This window comes from Halorubrum sp. Ea1, from assembly GCF_002252965.1.
In the GTDB taxonomy this organism is placed as follows: domain Archaea; phylum Halobacteriota; class Halobacteria; order Halobacteriales; family Haloferacaceae; genus Halorubrum.
The window spans coordinates 1-17,310 of the sequence record NZ_NHPG01000030.1 but is presented as its reverse complement, the minus strand read 5'-3'; the positions used below and the strand labels follow the sequence as shown (position 1 = coordinate 17,310).

At 71.3% G+C, this 17,310-nt stretch carries 17 protein-coding genes and 1 pseudogene; 13 read left to right on the top strand and 5 right to left on the bottom strand.

All coding sequences use genetic code 11. The annotated features are described in order from the left end of the window. From DJ73_RS04645 to DJ73_RS04635, 3 genes are read left to right on the top strand one after another with little or no spacing between them, the layout of a single operon-like run. The gene (locus DJ73_RS04645; protein ID WP_094557403.1) at positions 1 to 1,023 is read left to right on the top strand and encodes an ABC transporter substrate-binding protein; all 1,023 of its coding nucleotides are present in this window, start codon (positions 1 to 3) and stop codon (positions 1,021 to 1,023) included. Continuing rightward, positions 1,023 to 1,826 (top strand): ABC transporter permease, encoded by an 804-nt coding sequence (locus DJ73_RS04640; RefSeq protein WP_094523497.1) that lies wholly within the window; start codon positions 1,023 to 1,025, stop codon positions 1,824 to 1,826. The genes DJ73_RS04645 and DJ73_RS04640 overlap by 1 nt, the downstream gene beginning before the upstream one ends. Further along, on the top strand, positions 1,814 to 2,623 hold the full coding sequence (locus DJ73_RS04635; protein ID WP_094557402.1) for an ABC transporter ATP-binding protein: 810 nt from the start codon (positions 1,814 to 1,816) through the stop codon (positions 2,621 to 2,623). The genes DJ73_RS04640 and DJ73_RS04635 overlap by 13 nt, the downstream gene beginning before the upstream one ends. Positions 2,624 to 2,697: 74 nt before the next feature. Here DJ73_RS04635 and DJ73_RS04630 read toward each other — a convergent pair whose 3' ends face one another. Continuing rightward, positions 2,698 to 2,886 (bottom strand): hypothetical protein, encoded by a 189-nt coding sequence (locus DJ73_RS04630; protein WP_094523501.1) that lies wholly within the window; start codon positions 2,884 to 2,886, stop codon positions 2,698 to 2,700. A 177-nt stretch (positions 2,887 to 3,063) separates the two neighbouring features. Here DJ73_RS04630 and DJ73_RS04625 point away from each other — a divergent pair, with 177 nt between their 5' ends. Beyond that, positions 3,064 to 3,915: a universal stress protein gene (locus tag DJ73_RS04625; RefSeq protein WP_094557415.1), complete on the top strand. Its 852-nt coding sequence runs from the start codon at positions 3,064 to 3,066 to the stop codon at positions 3,913 to 3,915. A 192-nt stretch (positions 3,916 to 4,107) separates the two neighbouring features. On the opposite strand, the gene DJ73_RS04620 is transcribed toward DJ73_RS04625, so the two are convergent. Then, on the bottom strand, positions 4,108 to 4,338 hold the full coding sequence (locus DJ73_RS04620) for a hypothetical protein (protein WP_094523503.1): 231 nt from the start codon (positions 4,336 to 4,338) through the stop codon (positions 4,108 to 4,110). A gap of 186 nt (positions 4,339 to 4,524) precedes the next feature. Here DJ73_RS04620 and DJ73_RS04615 point away from each other — a divergent pair, with 186 nt between their 5' ends. Then, complete coding sequence (locus tag DJ73_RS04615; RefSeq protein WP_094557401.1) at positions 4,525 to 5,682, top strand: BMP family protein; 1,158 nt, start codon at positions 4,525 to 4,527, stop codon at positions 5,680 to 5,682. Continuing rightward, positions 5,682 to 8,093 (top strand): methyl-accepting chemotaxis protein, encoded by a 2,412-nt coding sequence (locus DJ73_RS04610; protein ID WP_094557400.1) that lies wholly within the window; start codon positions 5,682 to 5,684, stop codon positions 8,091 to 8,093. Before DJ73_RS04615 ends, DJ73_RS04610 begins: the two co-directional genes overlap by 1 nt. Here DJ73_RS04610 and deoC read toward each other — a convergent pair. Next, positions 8,090 to 8,737, bottom strand: coding sequence for a deoxyribose-phosphate aldolase (deoC, locus tag DJ73_RS04605; RefSeq protein WP_094523509.1), 648 nt, complete (start codon positions 8,735 to 8,737; stop codon positions 8,090 to 8,092). The genes DJ73_RS04610 and deoC overlap by 4 nt on opposite strands. Positions 8,738 to 8,826: 89 nt before the next feature. Then, positions 8,827 to 9,195, bottom strand: coding sequence for an Hsp20/alpha crystallin family protein (locus DJ73_RS04600; RefSeq protein WP_170938243.1), 369 nt, complete (start codon positions 9,193 to 9,195; stop codon positions 8,827 to 8,829). Positions 9,196 to 9,429: 234 nt separating this feature from the next. Here DJ73_RS04600 and gatD point away from each other — a divergent pair, with 234 nt between their 5' ends. From gatD to DJ73_RS04575, 5 genes are all read left to right on the top strand, one after another. Next, a complete protein-coding gene (gene gatD / locus DJ73_RS04595; RefSeq protein WP_094523511.1) occupies positions 9,430 to 10,740 on the top strand; it encodes a Glu-tRNA(Gln) amidotransferase subunit GatD in 1,311 nt (436 codons plus the stop codon). Continuing rightward, positions 10,737 to 11,852 carry a GNAT family N-acetyltransferase gene (locus DJ73_RS04590; protein ID WP_094557399.1) on the top strand — a complete coding sequence of 372 codons (1,116 nt, stop codon included), beginning with the start codon at positions 10,737 to 10,739 and terminating at the stop codon, positions 11,850 to 11,852. Before gatD ends, DJ73_RS04590 begins: the two co-directional genes overlap by 4 nt. 24 nt (positions 11,853 to 11,876) lie before the next feature. Next, positions 11,877 to 12,092: a hypothetical protein gene (locus tag DJ73_RS04585; protein ID WP_094523515.1), complete on the top strand. Its 216-nt coding sequence runs from the start codon at positions 11,877 to 11,879 to the stop codon at positions 12,090 to 12,092. A 46-nt stretch (positions 12,093 to 12,138) separates the two neighbouring features. Beyond that, a complete protein-coding gene (locus DJ73_RS04580; protein ID WP_094557398.1) occupies positions 12,139 to 13,416 on the top strand; it encodes a DUF6498-containing protein in 1,278 nt (425 codons plus the stop codon). A gap of 81 nt (positions 13,417 to 13,497) precedes the next feature. Next, on the top strand, positions 13,498 to 14,505 hold the full coding sequence (locus tag DJ73_RS04575; protein ID WP_094557397.1) for an A24 family peptidase: 1,008 nt from the start codon (positions 13,498 to 13,500) through the stop codon (positions 14,503 to 14,505). Positions 14,506 to 14,555: 50 nt separating this feature from the next. Here the strand turns inward: DJ73_RS04575 and dnaG are convergent, their stop codons facing one another. Beyond that, positions 14,556 to 16,211, bottom strand: coding sequence for a DNA primase DnaG (gene dnaG / locus DJ73_RS04570; RefSeq protein WP_094557396.1), 1,656 nt, complete (start codon positions 16,209 to 16,211; stop codon positions 14,556 to 14,558). Between the two features lie 174 nt (positions 16,212 to 16,385). On the opposite strand from dnaG, the gene DJ73_RS04565 reads away from it, so the two are divergent. Both DJ73_RS04565 and DJ73_RS04560 read left to right on the top strand, forming a co-directional pair. Further along, complete coding sequence (locus DJ73_RS04565; RefSeq protein WP_094557395.1) at positions 16,386 to 16,670, top strand: hypothetical protein; 285 nt, start codon at positions 16,386 to 16,388, stop codon at positions 16,668 to 16,670. Then, positions 16,667 to 17,310: pseudogene (locus DJ73_RS04560) on the top strand (sodium:solute symporter family protein); the annotation flags it as partial. The gene DJ73_RS04565 and the pseudogene DJ73_RS04560, both read left to right, overlap by 4 nt.

Below are 17,310 nucleotides of genomic sequence, written 5' to 3'. Positions count from 1 at the left end.
ATGCACGGAACACGCGCGCCGACCTCGCGTCGGTCCTTCCTCGCCGCCGCGGGCTCCTCCGCGACGCTCGGGCTCGCCGGCTGTCTCGGCGGCGGCGGCGGACTCGACGAGCTGACGGTCGCACACATGCCGATATACCCCGACCTCCAGTGGTACGTGATGGAGGGCGAGGGGTACTTCTCCGAGATCGACGCCGAGGTCACCGGGAAGGAGTTCACCGACGGCCCGGCGATCGTGCAGGCGTTCGGCGGCGGCGACATCGACGTCGCCATGTTCGGGATCGTGCCGGCGATGATCGTCATCGACCGCGACATCCCCGCGCAGGTGACGGCCGCGAACATCCGCGAGCCGATGGGGATCATGACCGCGGAGTCGTTCCACGAGCCCTTCGAGGCGGAGGGCGGCGACGCGTTCGCGACCTGGGCCGAGGAGAACGGCGGCCCCTTCCGCTTCGGCACCTTCCCGCAGGGGAGCGTCCCGGACGTGCTGCTCCGCTACTGGCTCCAAGAGAACGACGTCGATCCCGAGTCGAACGAGCACGTCGAGATCATCGAGATCAACGGGGCCAGCGCGGTCTGGCAGGCGATCGCCAACGGCGAGATCGACGGTACCTCCATCATGGAGCCGGTGCCGACGATCGCGCAGGCGGAGGGGTCGTCCGTGACGATGCTCCGGACGGCCGCGCAGATCCTCCCCGGCCAGCCCGCGGCGGTCACGCTGATGAGCGACGCCGTCCGCGAGTCGCCGCTGGCCGCGCAGTTCGTCGAGCAGCACGTCCGCGCCACCGAGTTCATCGGTGAGAACCCGGACGCGACCGCCGGACACGTCGAGTCGGGGATCGGGATGCCGGCCGACCGCGCCCGACGCGCGCTCGACTCGCCGCTGTCGAACTTCGTCACCGACCCCCGCGAGATCGTCGAGGCGACCCCGGTGTTCTCCGAGTTCGCCGCGAACAACGGGCAGATCGACGAACAGCTGTCGAACGAGACGATCTTCGACTTCGATGTCTACGACTCGCTCTGATGGCGACCGACACCGGCAGCCGGTTCGACGGGAACGAACTGCGCATCGGCCTCGGCCTCGACGACCCGCGCCGGCTCCTCCGCGGCGCGGCCGGCGTCGTCGGGTTCCTGGTCGTCTGGCACCTCGTCTCGCTCACCCAGCCGGCGTACGTGCTGCCGTCGCCGGCGGCGGTCGGGGACGCGTTCGCCGAGGAGCTCGCCTCCGGCACGATGACGACCGCGCTGTGGTCGAGTGTCCGACACTGGATCCCGGGGACGATAGTCGGCACCGGACTCGGCGTCGCCGCCGGCGTCGCGTTCTCGTGGAACGGGCTCCTCGACGACGTGACCGCCCCGCTCGTCAGGACGCTCCGGCCGGTCCCGCCGCTCGCGCTGATCGGCTTCGCGATCGCGTGGTTCGGGATCAACGACGCCGGCGCGGCCTTCATCATCGCGGTCGGCGCGTTCTGGATCAACTACTACGCGGCGTACGAGGCCGTCGAGGGGGTCTCGGAGGACCTGCTCGACGTGGGCCGCACGCTCGGGGTCCGCGGCGACCTCGACATGGTCCGGTCGATCGTCCTCCCGGCCTCGCTGCCGGGGATCCTCACCGGGATCCGGACCGGGCTCGGACGCTGCTGGATGCTCGTGGTGGCCTCCGAGATATTCGGCGTGCCGGGCGTCGGCCGCGAGATCCTGCGCGCGAGCAACAACCTGCTCGTCGACACCGTGATCGCGTACATCCTCGTGTTGAGCCTGATGTACCTCCTCGTCGACGTGGCGTTCCGCGCGGTCCAACGGAGGGTGTTAGTGTGGCGGGCGTGAACGAGGGGCCGACCACGGGCGACGACCGCACGGGCGCGATCGCCGGAGAGTCCGGCGTCGTCGTCGACGGCGTCGGCAAGACGTACGACGGCGACGGGAACCCGGTCCGGGCGCTCGACGACGTCTCCTTCGGGGTCGACGGCGGCGAGTTCGTCTGTCTCGTCGGCCCGTCCGGCTGCGGGAAGACGACGCTGTTCCGGATCATCGCCGGGCTCACCGGGGCCACCGACGGGCAGGTCCGCCTCGCCGGCGCCCCGGTCACCGGGCCGACGACGGACATGGGGGTCGTCTTCCAGGAGTACCACCTGTTCCCGTGGCTCACGGTCGAGGAGAACGTCGGCTACGGGCTCGAACGGAGCGACCGGTCCGAGGCGGAGCGCGCGAGTCGGGTCGACGAGATGCTCGAACTCGTCGGGCTCTCGGAGTTCCGGGAGTCGTACCCGAAGTCGCTCTCGGGCGGCATGAAACAGCGCGTCGCCATCGCGCGGGCGCTCGCCGTGGACCCGGAACTGCTCCTGATGGACGAGCCGTTCGGCGCGGTGGACGCGCAGACGCGGGAGATGCTCCAGCGGGAACTGCTCGACGTGTGGGCCTCGACCGGAAAGACGGTCCTGTTCGTCACTCACGACGTCGCCGAGGCGGTGACGCTCGCCGACCGGATCGTCGTGATGGCCGCCGAGCCGGGCCGCGTCGCCGAGGTCGTCGACGTCGGCGTCGATCGGCCCCGAGAGCGCGGCGACCCGGCCTTCGGGGAGCACGTGGCCCGCGTCCGGGAGCTGATCGGCGCGCGACCGTAGTCGGTCGCTCCTCGTCCCGGCGGCTCTTCTCTCCTCTCCCCTCCCTCGTCGGCTACTCTTCCCTCCTTCGTCGGCTACTCTCCACCTTCGGGCGGCTCCGCTCCGTCGGACTCGTCGGCGGCGGCGGCCAGTTCGTCGATGCGGGTCCGGACCACCGACAGCGTCGCGTCGGCGTCGGCGTACCCCTGATCGTAGTCGTTCAGCGCGGACTCGGTCTCGTCGAGGAACCGCTCGACCGCGGCCTCGATCGACTCGTCGCTCATGGACACCGGTTCGCTCTCCGGGCCGTTATACTTCAGGACTCGGGGCGCACCGCACGCCGTTCGCGCCGGATCGCCCGGATCGGAACCGACCGAGCGTTTTATAATGCGAGCAACAGTATTGTACAGTATGAGAAATATTGATAACCGTCGCGCGACGGTTCTGCCGGGGTGGGGACGATGACCGGGAAGTCGGCGGTGCTCGCGACGGACCTCTCGACGGCGAGCGAGTCGATGATCCAGTCGGAGACCGGGCTGAACTGCCTCGAACAGATCGGCGTCGACCGGATCCACCTCGTGACGGTCGTGCCCTCCAACGTCCACTCGGGGATGCCAGGGATGGGGTTCGAGAAGCGCCGGAAGGAGGCGCTTCGCCGCTACAGTTCGACGGTCGAAGACGCCGGGTTCGACGTCGAGACGCACGTCGTCCGCGGGACGCCGCACCGACGGATCAACGGGGTCGCGGGCTCCGTGAACGCCGACCTGATAATGGTCGGTTCGCGCGGGAAGAGCCCGCTCGAGAACCGCGTGATCGGGTCGACCGCGCGCAACCTCGCCCGCACGACGGTCGTGCCGCTCATCGTCGACCGCATCGAGCGCGGCGTCGAGGAGCCCGAGACGGTCCGCCGACACCTGTTCAAGCGAACGCTGTTCGCGACGGACTTCTCTGAGAACGCCGAGCGCGCGTTTCGGTCGTTCGAGTACCTCCGGCACGCGACGAAGGAGGTCACGCTGGTCCACGTCGAGTCGCCGAAAGACGACACGGGCGAGGGCGCCGACCCGCAGGACCGCCTCGGCGACCTCGCCGACCGGCTGGACGAGCTGGAGCTCGACGCCCGCACGGAGATCCGCCGCGGCGACCCCGCGGACGAGATCCTCGCCGCAGAGGCGGAGCACGACCCGAGCACGCTGATGATCGGCTCACGGGGTCGCAGCCGGCTGCGCCGACTGCTGCTCGGCAGCGTCTCCGAGGAAGTGGTCGCCCGGGCGACGGGCAACGTCTTCCTCGTGCCGCCGCCGCGGTCGGTGTGACCTCGCCGCGCGCCGCACGCCGCGGACGAGCCGTCGGCCGCGTCCGCGGCGGGTGCTGAATGCTGTTGTATAGTACGCGCACAACTACGTCTCAGGAGCGTGCCGTGCGACCGACCGCCCCGTGCCGGATCCGCACGGGCGTCGATACGATCCGCCTCGGTCGGCCTCTCGGCCGGAGCGTTCGGCGACCGCTCAGCGACGCCGCAGCGCGTAGGTCGCGTAGCCGACGGCGGCGAGCAGGCCCGTCGAAAGCAGGCTCCCGTACACGGCCGGCGAGACGTCGACGTAGCCGCCGAACGGGTTCGTCAGCGCGAATACCAGGACGGTGAGGGCGATAGCGATGAGGATCCCCACCGCGCCAAACGCCTTGAAGGCCGTGTCGAGGTCTAAACCACGCGATTCGGGTCCGGTCGAATGACTCATACCACCTGATACTGACTCGATAGGTAAATGGGTACGAGGGCGTTCCCACGCCCGGAGAATGCGTGGACGGGCCGGATTCGGGTCGCGGCGCGTCGGACGGACTCGCGATCCCTCGTCAATAGTTACTATCATCGTCGATAATTTACGCGCAGCTGTTTTCCCTCCGATCCGTCGACGCCAGATCAGATGACGCATACGCGATCGCTGACGACAGTCTCACGTCGCCGGGTCGTCGCCGGAGTCGGCGCCGCGGCGGCCGGCGGCCTCGCCGGGTGTCTGGGCGGCGACCCCGGCGACGGTTCGACTTCGGCCGGAGACGGAACGAACGCGGCGACGACGGCCGACGAATCGGCGATCGGCGACGCGAGCGACGCCAGCGCGACGGTCGGCATGATCTACGCGCTCGGCGGACTCGACGACCGATCGTTCAACGACGCCGCCAACAGGGGGATCCAACGCGCGCGCCTCGACCACGACGTGGCGTTCGCGAACGAGGAGCCGAGCGCGTTCCCGGAGCTTCGGAGCAAGCAGGCGTCGCTGTCGGAGTCGAACGACCCCGATTACGACCTGATCTGTTGTGTCGGGTTCCTCCAGGCGGACGGCCTCTCGGCGGTCGCGAGCGAGCATCCGGACCAGCGGTACGCGATCATCGACTCCGCCGTCGACCGCGACAACGTGGCGAGCTACGTGTTCCGCGAACACGAGGGGTCGTTTCAGGCGGGTCACCTCGCCGGGCTGGTGACGGGCCGCGACGTGTCGGTCGGGGCGGGATCCACCGTTCCCGACGAACGGACCGTCGGCTTCGTCGGCGGCGTCGAGTCGGACCTCGTGCGCAAGTTCGAGGCCGGCTACCGCGCCGGCGTCGACCACGCGGCCGCGGACGCGTCGACGCTCGCCACGTACGTCGGCGCATTCGACGACCCCGAGAGCGGGTACGCCGCCGCAGCGGAGATGTACGATCAGGGCGCCGACGTGGTGTATCACGCGGCCGGCGGGAGCGGCCTCGGCGTGTTTCAGGCCGCACAGGAGTACGGCCGGTACGCGATCGGCGTCGACTCCGACCAGTCGCGGAGCAACCCGCGGTACGCGGACGTGATCCTCGCGTCGATGGTGAAACGCGTCGGTACCGCCGTTTACGACGCCGCCGAACGGACCATCGACGGCGACCTCGGCACGGGTGAGACGGCCGCGCTCGGCCTCGCCGAGGACGGCGTCGCGCTCGTGTACGGCACGTCGCTCGGGCCGGTGATCCCGGACGACGTGCGCGCCGCAATCGCCGCGTCCGGCGACCGGATCGTCGCCGGCGACCTGTCGGTCCCCTCGGACCCGGAGGAGTTGAACTGATGGCTCCCGGAGTCATCGACCGGCTGGCGCGGGCGGCGAGTCGGGTCCTTCCAGACGCGGTCCGGCGACGGTACGCCGCCAAGTTCGCGCTCGCGTTCCTCGTCGTGGCGGCGGTCGTCGTCGCGGGCGGCGCGTTCACTTACCTCCAGACCGGAGAGACCGTGGAGGCCGACGCGACGACCCAACTGGCCGAGACCGGCGGCCTACAGGCCGACGCGATCGGCTCGTGGACCGAGCGGATGAGCACGGAGACCCGATCGATGTCGGCGGCCGACGCGCTCCGGTCGGACCGGCGCGCGCCGGCGTACATCCTGTTGAAAGACGAGCTGCTCTCCGACGACATCGTCAGCATCCACCTCGTCGACTCGGGGGAAGACCGAGTCGTCGCAAGCACGGAACAGCCGTTGGAGGGCCGCGCCCCGAGCGACCTCGACGCGCCGTGGAGCGACGCCGACGTCCCGGAGGGCGTCGGGAGCGACGACCGCGTCTGGCGGTCGGCTCGCTCGTACCGGTCGCCCGTGCTCAACGACCGGCCGGTGATGGCGTTCGCCAGCTCCGTGCCGCGGGCCGACGGTCGGTACCTCGTCGTGGTGACTCGCATCCAGCCGCAGCTCGAACGGATCCAGAACACCGACACCGGCGAGGAGACGATGATCCTCAACGCCGCCGGGCAGACCGTCCTCGACATCGACGGCACGGTCGACGAGGGCGAACACGCCGACGCCGTCGAGACGGTCCGAGAGGGGAACGCAACGACCGCGACGCGGATCGGCGACGGCCAGGTCCACGCGTACGCGTCGGTCCCCGACACGGACTGGGTGGCGGTCACGAGCGTCGACCAGTCGACGGCCTTCGCCGTCCGGAACGACGTGGGGGACTCGGTGCTGCTGCTGCTCCTCCTCACGCTCGCGTCGCTGGGTATCGTCGGGGCCGTGCTCGGTAGCCGGACGGTCGTCCCCCTCGCGCGGCTGCGAGACCGCGCCGAGCGCATCGAGTCGGGCGACCTCGACGTCGACCTGACGACCGGCCGGATCGACGAGATCGGTCGCCTGTTCACGAGCTTCGGCGAGATGCGGGACGCGCTCCGCGAGCGGATCGCCGAGGCCGAGACCGCGGCAGACGAGGCGGAGGCGGCTCGCGAGGAGGCCGAGGCCGTCACCTGGGACATGGAAACCCGCGCGGCCGACTACAGCGAGGTGATGGGAGCGGTCGCGGACGGCGATCTCACCCGGCGGATGGACCCCGACGCGGACCGCGACGCGATGCGGGAGATCGCCGAGGAGTTCAACGACATGGTGTCCCAGCTGGAACGGACCACCGCGCGGGTCGCCGCCTTCGCCGCCGAGGTCGACGACGCGAGCGCGGAGCTCGCGACCGGCGCCGACGAGGTCGAGACCGCGAGCGGGACCGTCAGCGAGCAGATCCAGGAGATCGCCGACGGGGCGGTCAGACAGGACGAGCGGCTCGACGCGGTGAGCGGCGAAATGAGCGACCTCTCCGCGAGCATCGAGGAGGTCGCGTCGTCGGCCGCGTCCGTCGCGGAGACCGCGGAGGCCGCCTCGGAACGCGGCGCGACCGGGCGCGAGGCCGCCGCGGAGGCGCTCGACGAGATGGACGCGATCGAGGAGCGCTCCGCGGCCGCGGTCGAGCAGATGGAGTCGCTCGACGACCGCATGGACGAGATCGACGAGGTCGTCGAGTTCATCACCGACGTGGCCGAGCAGACGAACATCCTCGCGTTGAACGCCTCCATCGAGGCCGCCCGCGCCGGCGAGGCCGGCGAGGGCTTCGCGGTCGTCGCCGACGAGGTCAAGGACCTCGCGGAGGAGACGCAGGAGGCGGCCGCCGAGATCGAGTCGCAGATCGACGCCGTCCGCGGGGAGGCGGACGAGACAGTCGACGACATCCGCGAGACGAACGCGCGGATCGACGAGGGGTCCGACACCGTTCGCGAGGCGTCGTCGTCCCTCGAGGCCGTCGTCGACGCGGTCGAGGAGACGAATCACGGTGTCCAGGAGATAAGCGAGGCCGCCGAGGACCAGGCCCGGTCGACCCAGCGCGCGGTCGAGGGGGTGGAGGACGTCGCCGAGGTGAGCGGGGAGGTCGCCACCGGCTCCGAGCAGGTGTCCGCCGCCGCCGAGCAGCAGACGGCGACCGTCACCACGATCGCCGAAAACGCCGACCGGCTCCGGGAGCAGGCCGAGGCGCTCTCGGAGTCCGTCTCGGCCTTCGAGGTCGACGTGGACCCGGACGATATCGAGAGCGAGACGGACGGCGAGAACGCCGGGCAGGGCGGGGTCGGCGGCGACGACCGAACCGGACACGGCCTCGCCGCCGACGGCGACGACCGAACCGGACACGGCCTCGCCGCCGACGGCGACGGACGAGACCGGTCGGCCGACGAACGCTAGTCCCCGCTCTCGGGGTGGCCTTCGACGATCGCAACGCCGGAGGAGGCGCCGATCCGCGCCGCGCCCGCGTCGAGCATCGCTTTCGCCTCCTCGTATGAGCCGACGCCGCCGGAGGCCTTCACCGGGAGGTACTCGCTCATCAGTTCCACGTCGGCGACGGTCGCGCCGCCGTCGGCGAAGCCCGTCGACGTCTTCACCATGTCGGCGTCGGCCTCGACGGCGGCCTCGCAGGCGCGGCGCTTCTCGTCGTCGGTCAGGAGCGCGGTCTCGATGATCACCTTCACCGGGACCGGCACCGCGGCGACCACGTCGGAGATCTCGGCGGCGACGACGTCGTCCTCGCCGGCCTTCAGGCGGCCGACGTTGATCACCAGGTCGATCTCGTCGGCGCCGTCCTCCCACGCGCCGACCGCCTCGTCCCGCTTCGCCTCCGGCGCGTGCTGACCGTGGGGGAACCCCGCGACGGTCGCGATCGTCGACGGGGCGTTCCCGTAGTCGGCCGCCTCTGCGACGTAGCAGGGCGGGATACAGGCGTTCATCCCGTGGTCGGCCGCCTCGGCGAGGACTGCCTCGACGTCTCTCCAAGTCGTCTCCGGGCCGAGCACGGTGTGGTCGATGCTGGCGGCGAACGCGTCGCGGTCCATGCCGTCACGGTCTGCGCGACCGGTAAAAGGCGTACCGACCCCGGACGGGAACCGATTCGCGAGCGGTCCCAGCGGGCGAGACGCCCGCGTCAGCTCTCGATCTCGATCTCCGTTCCGGTCATCGCGGCGTCGACGACGACGGGCAGCCGAACGCTGAGGATGCCGTTCTGATACGAGGCATCGATGGCCTCCTCGTCGACGGTCTTCGGGAAGCGGAACCGACGGTGGTAGGTCCGGCGCATGCCGCGCTGTTCGTCCTCGCGTTCGGCGGCGACGTTGAGGACGCCGTCGTCCCACGAGGCCGTGATCTCCTCGGGATCGAACCCGGGGAGCTCTATGGAGAGGACGAACTCGTCCTCCTCCTCGTACAGTTCGTAGTCGTTACCACCGGTTTCGAACAGTCGGTTCGGGAAGTCGAACCCCTGCGTCCACGAACTGGTCGGCGTCGGCAGAGCCATTGCTCATCACCTCGAATGCAGTTAATTATAGGGTAGCGATTCTATATGAATGTTTTGAATCATGTGGATTGTTTGCAATACTATAGCCTGGGGCTAAGGGAGCGGAGGGAGCGGAGGGGGCTGAGGGAGTGAAAAGCGGGCGAGCCGTCGCCGGCCTGGGAACGGTCGCCGCCCGGAAGCGGTCGCCGCGGCCGAACGGTTGGATTCAAGTCCGCCGCAGGGGAAGCGGGTGGTATGCAACCGGGAGATCGCGTCCGCGTCGAGCGCGGGGACGTCACGAACGAGGGCGTACTGCTCCCCTCGACGACTCGCGACCACCTCGTCGTCAAGCTCGACGGGGGGTACAACGTCGGCGTCGACCGCGACGAGGCCGACGTCGAAGTGCTCGAATCGGGCGCCCGCGACGTCGACGACGGGGCCGACGCGGGCGGCGGCGAGGCCTCCGAGATCACCTTCGACGACGACCTGCCGACGGTGTCGCTCATCTCGACCGGCGGGACGATCGCTTCTACGGTCGACTACCGGACCGGCGCGGTCACCGCGCAGTTCGACGCCGAGGACGTGCTTCGGGCCGTGCCCGACCTGGCCGGCCGCGCGAACTACCGCGGGCGCGTCGTCGCCAACATCCTCTCCGAGAACATGGAGCCGTCCATCTGGCGGGAGCTCGCCGAGGCGGTCGCGGAGGAGGTCGCGGCCGGCGCGGACGGCGTCGTCGTGATGCACGGCACCGACACGATGCAGTACTCCGCCTCCGCGCTCTCCTTCATGCTCGACTCGCCCGTTCCGGTCGTGTTCACCGGGAGCCAGCGCTCCGCGGACCGCCCCTCCTCGGACAACGTAATGAACGCGGTGTGCGCGGTCGAGGCCGCGAAGGCCGACCACGCGGAGACGCTCGTCTGCATGCACGCGAGCCCCTCCGACGACGCCTGCGCGCTCCACCGCGGCACCCGCGTCCGGAAGAACCACACCTCTCGCCGTGACGCCTTCGAGACGGTCGGCGCCCGATCGCTCGGCGTCATCGACTACGAGGCCGCGGCCGAGGCGGGCGCCGAGGGCGACGCGGCCGACGCCGCCATCGAGTGGAACCGAGAGCCGCTCCCGCGGGGGAGTGAGGCGAGCGAGGGCGACGGAGACGCGGAGGCCGGCCTCGCGCCCGACCTCGACGGCGACGTGGAGCTCGCGAAGTTCACGCCGGGCATGGACCCGGCCGCGTGGGACTACCTCGACGGCAAGGACGGCGTCGTGATCGAGGGGACTGGTCTCGGCCACGTCCACACCGACCTCGTCCCGCGGATCGCGGAGCTGGTCGAGGACGGCACCGTCGTCGCGATGACGAGCCAGTGCCTCGACGGCCGCGTCTGCGACCGCGTGTACGACACCGGCCGCGACCTGCTCGACGCGGGCGTCGTCGAGGCGGGCGACACCCTCCCCGGCACCGCGAAGGTGAAGCTCATGTGGGCGCTCGCGAACCTGTCGGACCCCGCCGAGGCGATGGCCCGCGACCTCGCCGGCGAGCTCACCGAGGAGTCGCAGCCCTGGCGATGACGGAGTCGGACGGGGAGCCGCCGCGCGCCCCCGGCTCGACGCCCGCCGGACCGACCGTCGTCGTCCGCGAGGCCCGCCCCGCCGACGCCGACGCGGTCGCGGCGTTCACGCGGGACACGTGGGGCGAGCGGCACGAGGACTACCTCCCGCGGGTGTTCCCCGAGTGGGTCGCCGCCGACGACCCGGACCGCGGCACCTTCGTCGCGACGCTTCCGCCCGAGGCGATCGACGGAAGCGACGCGGTCGCGGGGAACGACGACCGCGATCCGGGTGACACCGTGATCGAGGGCGACGGCGCGGGCGCCGCCGCCCCCGGCGAGCCGGAGGCCGTCGTCGGCTGCATCCGGGGCGCCCTGCTCACCGAGTGGGAGGCGTGGGGACAGGGGATCCGCGTCGACCCCGCCGCCCGCGGCTTCGGCGTCGGGACCGCCCTCTCGACCGGCGCGCTCGACTGGGCGCGCGACCGCGGCGCGACGGTCTGCCGGAATATGGTGTTCTCGTGGAACATCGCCGGGCTCGGCCAGTCGCGCGCGGTCGGCTTCGAGCCGGCGACGGAGTTCCGGTTCGCGGAGCCCGAGCCGGCGGCGGACGTCGGCGATCCGGAGACCGCGGCGACTGCCTCCGACTCCGACGGGCTCCGCGCCGTCGACGGCCCCGACCCGAACGCGGCGTGGGCGTTCTGGGCCGACAGCGACGCCCGCGACCACCTCGGCGGGCTCGCGCTCGACGACGGCGAGCCGTGGGCCTGTTCCGAACTCACTCGCGAGCGGCTCCGGGTCGCGGCCGACGACGACCGCCTCCTGGCGGTCGCCGGCGCCGACGCGCTCGCCGGGTTCGCGGTCCGCGCCCGCGTCTCGGAGCGGCCGGGCGACGACGGGGACGACGCCCCCGAGCTCGTCGCCGTGTACGGCGCCGCCGCCTGGCGAGACGTCGACGCGGCGGGCGCGCTTTATAAATCGATCGCCGCGGACGCGGCCGCGGTCGACGCCGACGCCGCGCGCGTGCTGATCCCCGAGACGGTGGAGCACGTGAGCGACACCGGCGCGAACCGGGTGCCGGTCGCCGGCGAGCCCGACTTCGTCATGCGGGCCGACCTCACGGGCGAACTATAAGCGTTGCCCGCCGAACAGGGTATCATGACGCTCCTCTCCGGGGTCGCCCTCCCGTGGTCGCTCCCGCTCACGCTCGTGGTCTACGGGGTCGTCGTCGCCGCCGCGGCGTGGATCTACCGCGACGCGAGGGAGCGCGGGAGCCGCTACGCGCCCCTCTGGGCGGTCGCGACCCTCGCGTTCACCATCGTCCCCGTGCTCGCGTACCTCTACCTCCACCGCGACGCCGGCCCGGCGCGGTGAGCGTCGCGGACCGTTTTTAGGCTCGGGACACAGATCGACGATCGGAATGCCCTCTACCGCTCGCTCCGGTCCGTTGAGCGCGCTCGCTCGGGGTCGCCGCTTCAGGGCGCTCGCGCTCTTCGTCTCGAATCTCCTCCCGCTCGCGGGCGTCGTCGCGCTCGGCTGGAACGCGGCCGCGCTGATGACGCTGTACTGGTTCGAACTCGGAATCGCCTCGCTCTGGGCCCTCGTCCGCGCGCTGTTCGCCGGCCGACCGTCCGAGATCGAGCGCACCGCGCTGATCGCCGGGCCGCTCGCGAGCCGCCGCGCCGCGCTCTCCGTCCCTCGCACGGGAGTTCAGATCCGTCTCTCATCGCTGCTCGTGCTCCCGGTCATCGCTCCGATACTCTGTGCCGTCTGGCTGTTCGTCGGGGGACTCACGGTGGGCGTCGTCGCCGACGGCGGCCTCTCGCCGGACGCGCTCGACACCGTGACCCTCGCGGTCCTCGCCGTCTTCGTCGGCGAGGGAGCGACGACGCTCGCCGAGTACTTCGCCGGCGGCGAGTACCGCGACCACAGCGCGCAGACGGCCGTTCGCGGCGTGTTCGTCCACGCCGGAGCCGTGTTCTTCGCCGCGCTGTTCACCGTCGCGCTCGTCGGTGCGGCGACGCTCGACGGGGACGCGCCGATATCGGCGCTCGATCCCGACGCGGTCGGCCTCCCCCTCCTGCTCGGCGTGATCGGGTTGAAGGCCGCCGTCGACCTCGCGGGGCTGTACCGCGACCGGCTCGACGCGTTCGACGAGTCGCAGGCGTTGGACCTCGGGTTCTCGTACGACCCGCCGACCACCGACTCGGTCCACAGCTCCCTCGACGGTCCGGTCGATGCGGTCCGTCTTCCCCGGCGCTCGCGGTTCGCCGGGGCGCTCGCGACGGTCTCCGTCCACCCGGGGCTGTGGTGGCTCGCCGCTGTCCCCGTGTTCGTCGCGGCGCTGTTCGCGATCGGCGGCGACTGGACGACCGTCACCGTCCTCTCGGTCGTCGCCGTCGCAGTCCCGCTCTCTCTCGCCGCGGTCGACCACGAGCTCCGGCACGGTCTCGTCGCGTACCGCGCCGGCGACGACGCGCTCGTCGCCCGCGACCGCCTGTTCGGTGCGACGCTGTGGCGCGTCGAGTCGTGGGATGAGACCGGCTTGCGCGTGGAACGGACGTGGCTCGACCGCCGGCTCGGCACCGAGACGGTCGTGATCGAACTCCGCGACGAGGAGCACCGGGTCCCGGGGCTGTCGGACCCGGACACGGTGCTCGCGGTGTTCGATCGGCGCGCCGATCGACCGGACGACTGACTTCGCGTCGCCCTCGGGTCCGCTATCGATATCGATACCCGAACCCGAACGCCTAATTACGCCCGCGGCGGCCGTGGAGACATGGTCGCCACGCTGCCGGACCTCCTGCGACTGCTCGTCGTCCCCGTCTTCGCGTGGGCGGCGCTGCGGGACGTCCGGACCCGACGCCTCCCGAACCGGATCTGGCCGCCGCTGTACGCGTTCGGGGCGCTGCTGTTGGTCTGGGAGGTGGCGTCGATATGGCCGATCGCCGGGATAGAAGAGACGCGGTTCGCCGTCCAGGTCGCGATCAGCCTCCTGTTCGTCGCGCCGCTGGGCTACGCGTTCTGGTTCCTCGGCGCGTTCGGCGGGGCGGACGCGAAGGCGCTGATCGCGCTCGCGATTATCTTTCCCACCTTCCCGGAGTACGCCGTCGCCGGCGCGGAACTCCCGCTCGTCGAGACCCAGATCGGCGTGTTCTCGCTCACGGTCCTCACGAACACGGTGCTGCTCGGGCTCGCGTACCCCCTCGGCCTCGCCGCGGTGAACCTCGCGCGCGGCGAGCGCTCCGCGAACATGTTCCTCGCCCGCCCGGTGGCGACGGAGTCGCTGTCGGACCGCCACGGTCGGCTCTTCGAGGACGACGACGGGGAGACCCGGAGCGGGCTGGACCTGGACGCGCTCCGGATGTACCTCCGGTGGCGCGGACTGCGGCTCGCCGACGTCCGCGCCGACCCGGGCCGCCTCCGCGACCCGGAGAGCGTCGGCGAGACGTTCGAGCCGACCGACGGCGGGACGCACGTCGGCCCCCTGACCGACGGTGGGACCGCGGCCGACTCGGACGTCGAGGCCGCCTCGCAGTCGGGTCTCGGACCGGCGGCGTTCGACGACCCGTGGGCCGCCGAGCGGTTCCTCGCCGAGATCGACCACGGCGCGTACGGCACCGACGCCGAGACGCTCCGCGGCGGACTGGCGGTCGTCGCCCGGAAGGACCGCGTGCTGGTGTCGCCCGGCATGCCGTTCGTCGTCCCGATGGCGGTCGGGCTGGTCGTCGCGCTGACGTACGGCGACGCGCTGTTCGCGCTGCTCGGCGTCGTCGGACTGGTCTGAGAGAACCCCGCGGGACGGTCGTCGCGCGGCGCCGCCAGCTCCCGGCGCTGTCAGCTCCCGGCCCGGAGGTCCCCGACCGTGAGCACGCGGGTCCCGACGGGCCGTTTCACGAACTCGCCGATCTCTCGGCCGAGCAGTTCGCTGACCCCGCGCTGGGCCGACACGTCGAGGAGGCGCTGATCGATCCGGCCGTCGACGACGACCGTGTGCGGCGCCGTCTCGGCCGCCTCGACCGCGTCGAAGGCGTCGGCGGCGTCGACCTCCGCGAGGACGCCGCGGTCGTCGCCGAGCAAGCGGGCGCGGTCGCTCCCCGAGTCGACGACCTCCTGTACGTGCTCCTCGATCGATCGCGGCTCGTCGTCGACGGGGGCGTCGTCTGACGGTTCGGCCGGCTCCTCGTCGGTCTCCGTCCCCGACCCCTCGTCGGTCTCCGTCATCGGCTCCTCGTCGGTCTCCGTCATCGGCTCCTCGCCGGGTTTCGTCCCCGACCCCTCGCTGGTCTCCGCCCCCGACTCCGCTTCGGCCGTCTCCGCGGACCCGTCGTCCGCCGGTTCGGTGGCCGTCGCCTCGGCGTCGACGACGTCGACCTCGACAGAGTCGGCGCCCCCGTCGTCCCCCGCGGTCGCGGGGTGCTTCTCGACGGCCTCGACCAGGGCGCTCTCCGTCTCGTCGCTGGCCGCACCGGCCACGACGCCGTCGGTCTCCGGACCCTCGGGGTCGGGCGAACCGGGGTCGGAGGCGTCGGGGCCCGGCGTCTCGGACCCGCCGTCCTCCGCGTCGCCGCCGGTCCCTCGACCCGCGTCGTCCTCCCCGACGCCCTCTCGCCCGGCACCGCCGGCGTTCTCGCGTTCCACGTCCCCGGGACCCTCGTCGTCCGCGGCCGCCTCGCGGAGGTTGGGCTCGTCGGCGAGGGTGTCGTACGGGACCTTCCCGCGGAGCGACTCGAAGACGGCGTTGCGGTCGAGGTCCTCGACCGACTCGCCGGGCGGCGCGAACGCGACGTAGTCGACGTCGCCCACCTGCGCGAGTTCGCGGAGGATGAGCTCGCCACCGCGGTCGCCGTCGAGGAAGGCGGTGACGGTCCGGTCGGCGGTGAGCTCGGCCACCGCGTCCGGGACGTTCGTCCCCTCGACGGCGACCGCGTTCTTAATTCCGCACTCGAGCAGCGTGAGCACGTCCGCGCGCCCCTCGACGACGATGACGGCGTCGGAGTCGCCGACGCGGGGGCCGGCCGGGAGCCCCTCGTAGTCGACGATCCCCTCGACGCGGGCGGCCTCGCGGACCTCCTCGAGGATGTCGTCGCTCGCGAGGCTCGTCTCCTCGAAGCCGCCGGCGATCAGCTCCTTGGCGCGCTCGACGACCTCGCGGCGCTTCGCCGCCCGCACGTCCTCGATGCTCGTCACCTCCACGGAGGCCTGGCAGGGACCGATGCGGTCGATCGTCTCCAAGGCCGCCGCGAGGATCGCCGTCTCGACTTTGTCGAGGCTCGACGCGACGGTGACCTCGCCGAACGACTGCCCGTTCTCGGACTGGACGGAGACGTCGATCCGGCCGACCCGCGACGACTCCTGGAGGTCGCGGAGGTCCAGCTCCTCGCCGAGGAGCCCCTCCGTCTGGCCGAACACCGCGCCGACGACGTCGCTGCGCTCGACGACGCCGTCCGCCGCGATGGTGGCGTGTATCAGGTATTTCTCTGTGTCTTTCATGATGGTGAATGGTGATGATCGGGCGGCGTCGCCGCCCGTGCGCTGTTGTGCGCGTCGCCGAAAATAGTTATCGCACCCGCCTCCGTCGAGGCCCTTTGAAGAAATATATTCTACAAAAGCCAATATCGAACTCTTTTGGTAAGATTTATCCGTTCAAAGTAGTTATGATTCGACATGAGGAGACCTCGGAGAGATATCGTGTGGATTCCGACGTTCGCACTGCTCGTCGCGTTCGCGGTGCCGTGGCCGCTGTGGGGCGTCGACCGCGTCGTCGCCGGGCTGCCGGTGTGGATCTGGTGGCACGTCGCGTGGCTCGGCCTGTGTACGGTCCTGTTCTCCCGGTTCGCTCGGAGCGGCGCGTGGGAGCGCGGGATGGGGCTCCGCCCCGGCAGAGACGGCGACGACCGGGCCGCGGGCGGCGACGCGGGGGCCCCCGCCGCCGGGGGTGAGCGGCCGTGACGCTCGGGCTCTCGCTCGGGATCGTCGTCGGCTACCTCTTCCTCGCGCTCGCGGTGGGCCTCGTCGCCTACCGCGTCTCCGAGACGACGGCCGAGGACTACTACCTGGCCAGCCGGTCGATCGGGACGGTGGTCCTGCTTTTCACCACCTTCGCCACGCTGCTGTCGGCGTTCACCTTCTTCGGCGGTCCGAACCTCGCGTTCGCCGCCGGCCCGGAGTGGCTGATCGTGATGGGGACGCTGGACGGCGTGCTGTTCGCGGTGCTGTGGTACGCGATCGGCTACAAGCAGTGGCTGATCGGGAACCGCAACGGCTACGTGACGCTCGGGGAGATGCTCGGCGACCGCTTCGGCTCGACGGGCCTCCGCGCGCTCGTCGCCGGCGTGAGCCTCCTCTGGCTGTTCCCGTACGTCATGCTCCAGCAGATGGGCGCCGGCGAGGCGCTCGTCGGGCTCACGAACGGCGTCGTCCCCTACTGGGGCGGCGCGGCGCTCATCACGGCGTTCATGATCCTCTACGTCGTCCTCGCCGGGATGCGCGGGGTCGCGTGGACGGACACGATCCAGGGGCTGTTCATGCTCTCCGTCGTCTGGGTCGCCGCGGTCTGGGTGGTATCCGCCGTCGGCGGCGTCGGCGCGGC

Excerpts from the sequence above, each read along its gene's own strand:
- DJ73_RS04645 (WP_094557403.1), top strand. The coding sequence starts at position 1 with ATGCACGGAACACGCGCGCCGACCTCGCGTCGGTCCTTCCTCGCCGCC.
- DJ73_RS04640 (WP_094523497.1), top strand. The coding sequence starts at position 1,023 with ATGGCGACCGACACCGGCAGCCGGTTCGACGGGAACGAACTGCGCATC.
- DJ73_RS04630 (WP_094523501.1), bottom strand. The coding sequence starts at position 2,886 with ATGAGCGACGAGTCGATCGAGGCCGCGGTCGAGCGGTTCCTCGACGAG.
- DJ73_RS04625 (WP_094557415.1), top strand. The coding sequence starts at position 3,064 with ATGACCGGGAAGTCGGCGGTGCTCGCGACGGACCTCTCGACGGCGAGC.
- DJ73_RS04620 (WP_094523503.1), bottom strand. The coding sequence starts at position 4,338 with ATGAGTCATTCGACCGGACCCGAATCGCGTGGTTTAGACCTCGACACG.
- DJ73_RS04615 (WP_094557401.1), top strand. The coding sequence starts at position 4,525 with ATGACGCATACGCGATCGCTGACGACAGTCTCACGTCGCCGGGTCGTC.
- DJ73_RS04610 (WP_094557400.1), top strand. The coding sequence starts at position 5,682 with ATGGCTCCCGGAGTCATCGACCGGCTGGCGCGGGCGGCGAGTCGGGTC.
- deoC (WP_094523509.1), bottom strand. The coding sequence starts at position 8,737 with ATGGACCGCGACGCGTTCGCCGCCAGCATCGACCACACCGTGCTCGGC.
- DJ73_RS04600 (WP_170938243.1), bottom strand. The coding sequence starts at position 9,195 with ATGGCTCTGCCGACGCCGACCAGTTCGTGGACGCAGGGGTTCGACTTC.
- gatD (WP_094523511.1), top strand. The coding sequence starts at position 9,430 with ATGCAACCGGGAGATCGCGTCCGCGTCGAGCGCGGGGACGTCACGAAC.
- DJ73_RS04590 (WP_094557399.1), top strand. The coding sequence starts at position 10,737 with ATGACGGAGTCGGACGGGGAGCCGCCGCGCGCCCCCGGCTCGACGCCC.
- DJ73_RS04585 (WP_094523515.1), top strand. The coding sequence starts at position 11,877 with ATGACGCTCCTCTCCGGGGTCGCCCTCCCGTGGTCGCTCCCGCTCACG.
- DJ73_RS04580 (WP_094557398.1), top strand. The coding sequence starts at position 12,139 with ATGCCCTCTACCGCTCGCTCCGGTCCGTTGAGCGCGCTCGCTCGGGGT.
- DJ73_RS04575 (WP_094557397.1), top strand. The coding sequence starts at position 13,498 with ATGGTCGCCACGCTGCCGGACCTCCTGCGACTGCTCGTCGTCCCCGTC.
- dnaG (WP_094557396.1), bottom strand. The coding sequence starts at position 16,211 with ATGAAAGACACAGAGAAATACCTGATACACGCCACCATCGCGGCGGAC.
- DJ73_RS04565 (WP_094557395.1), top strand. The coding sequence starts at position 16,386 with ATGAGGAGACCTCGGAGAGATATCGTGTGGATTCCGACGTTCGCACTG.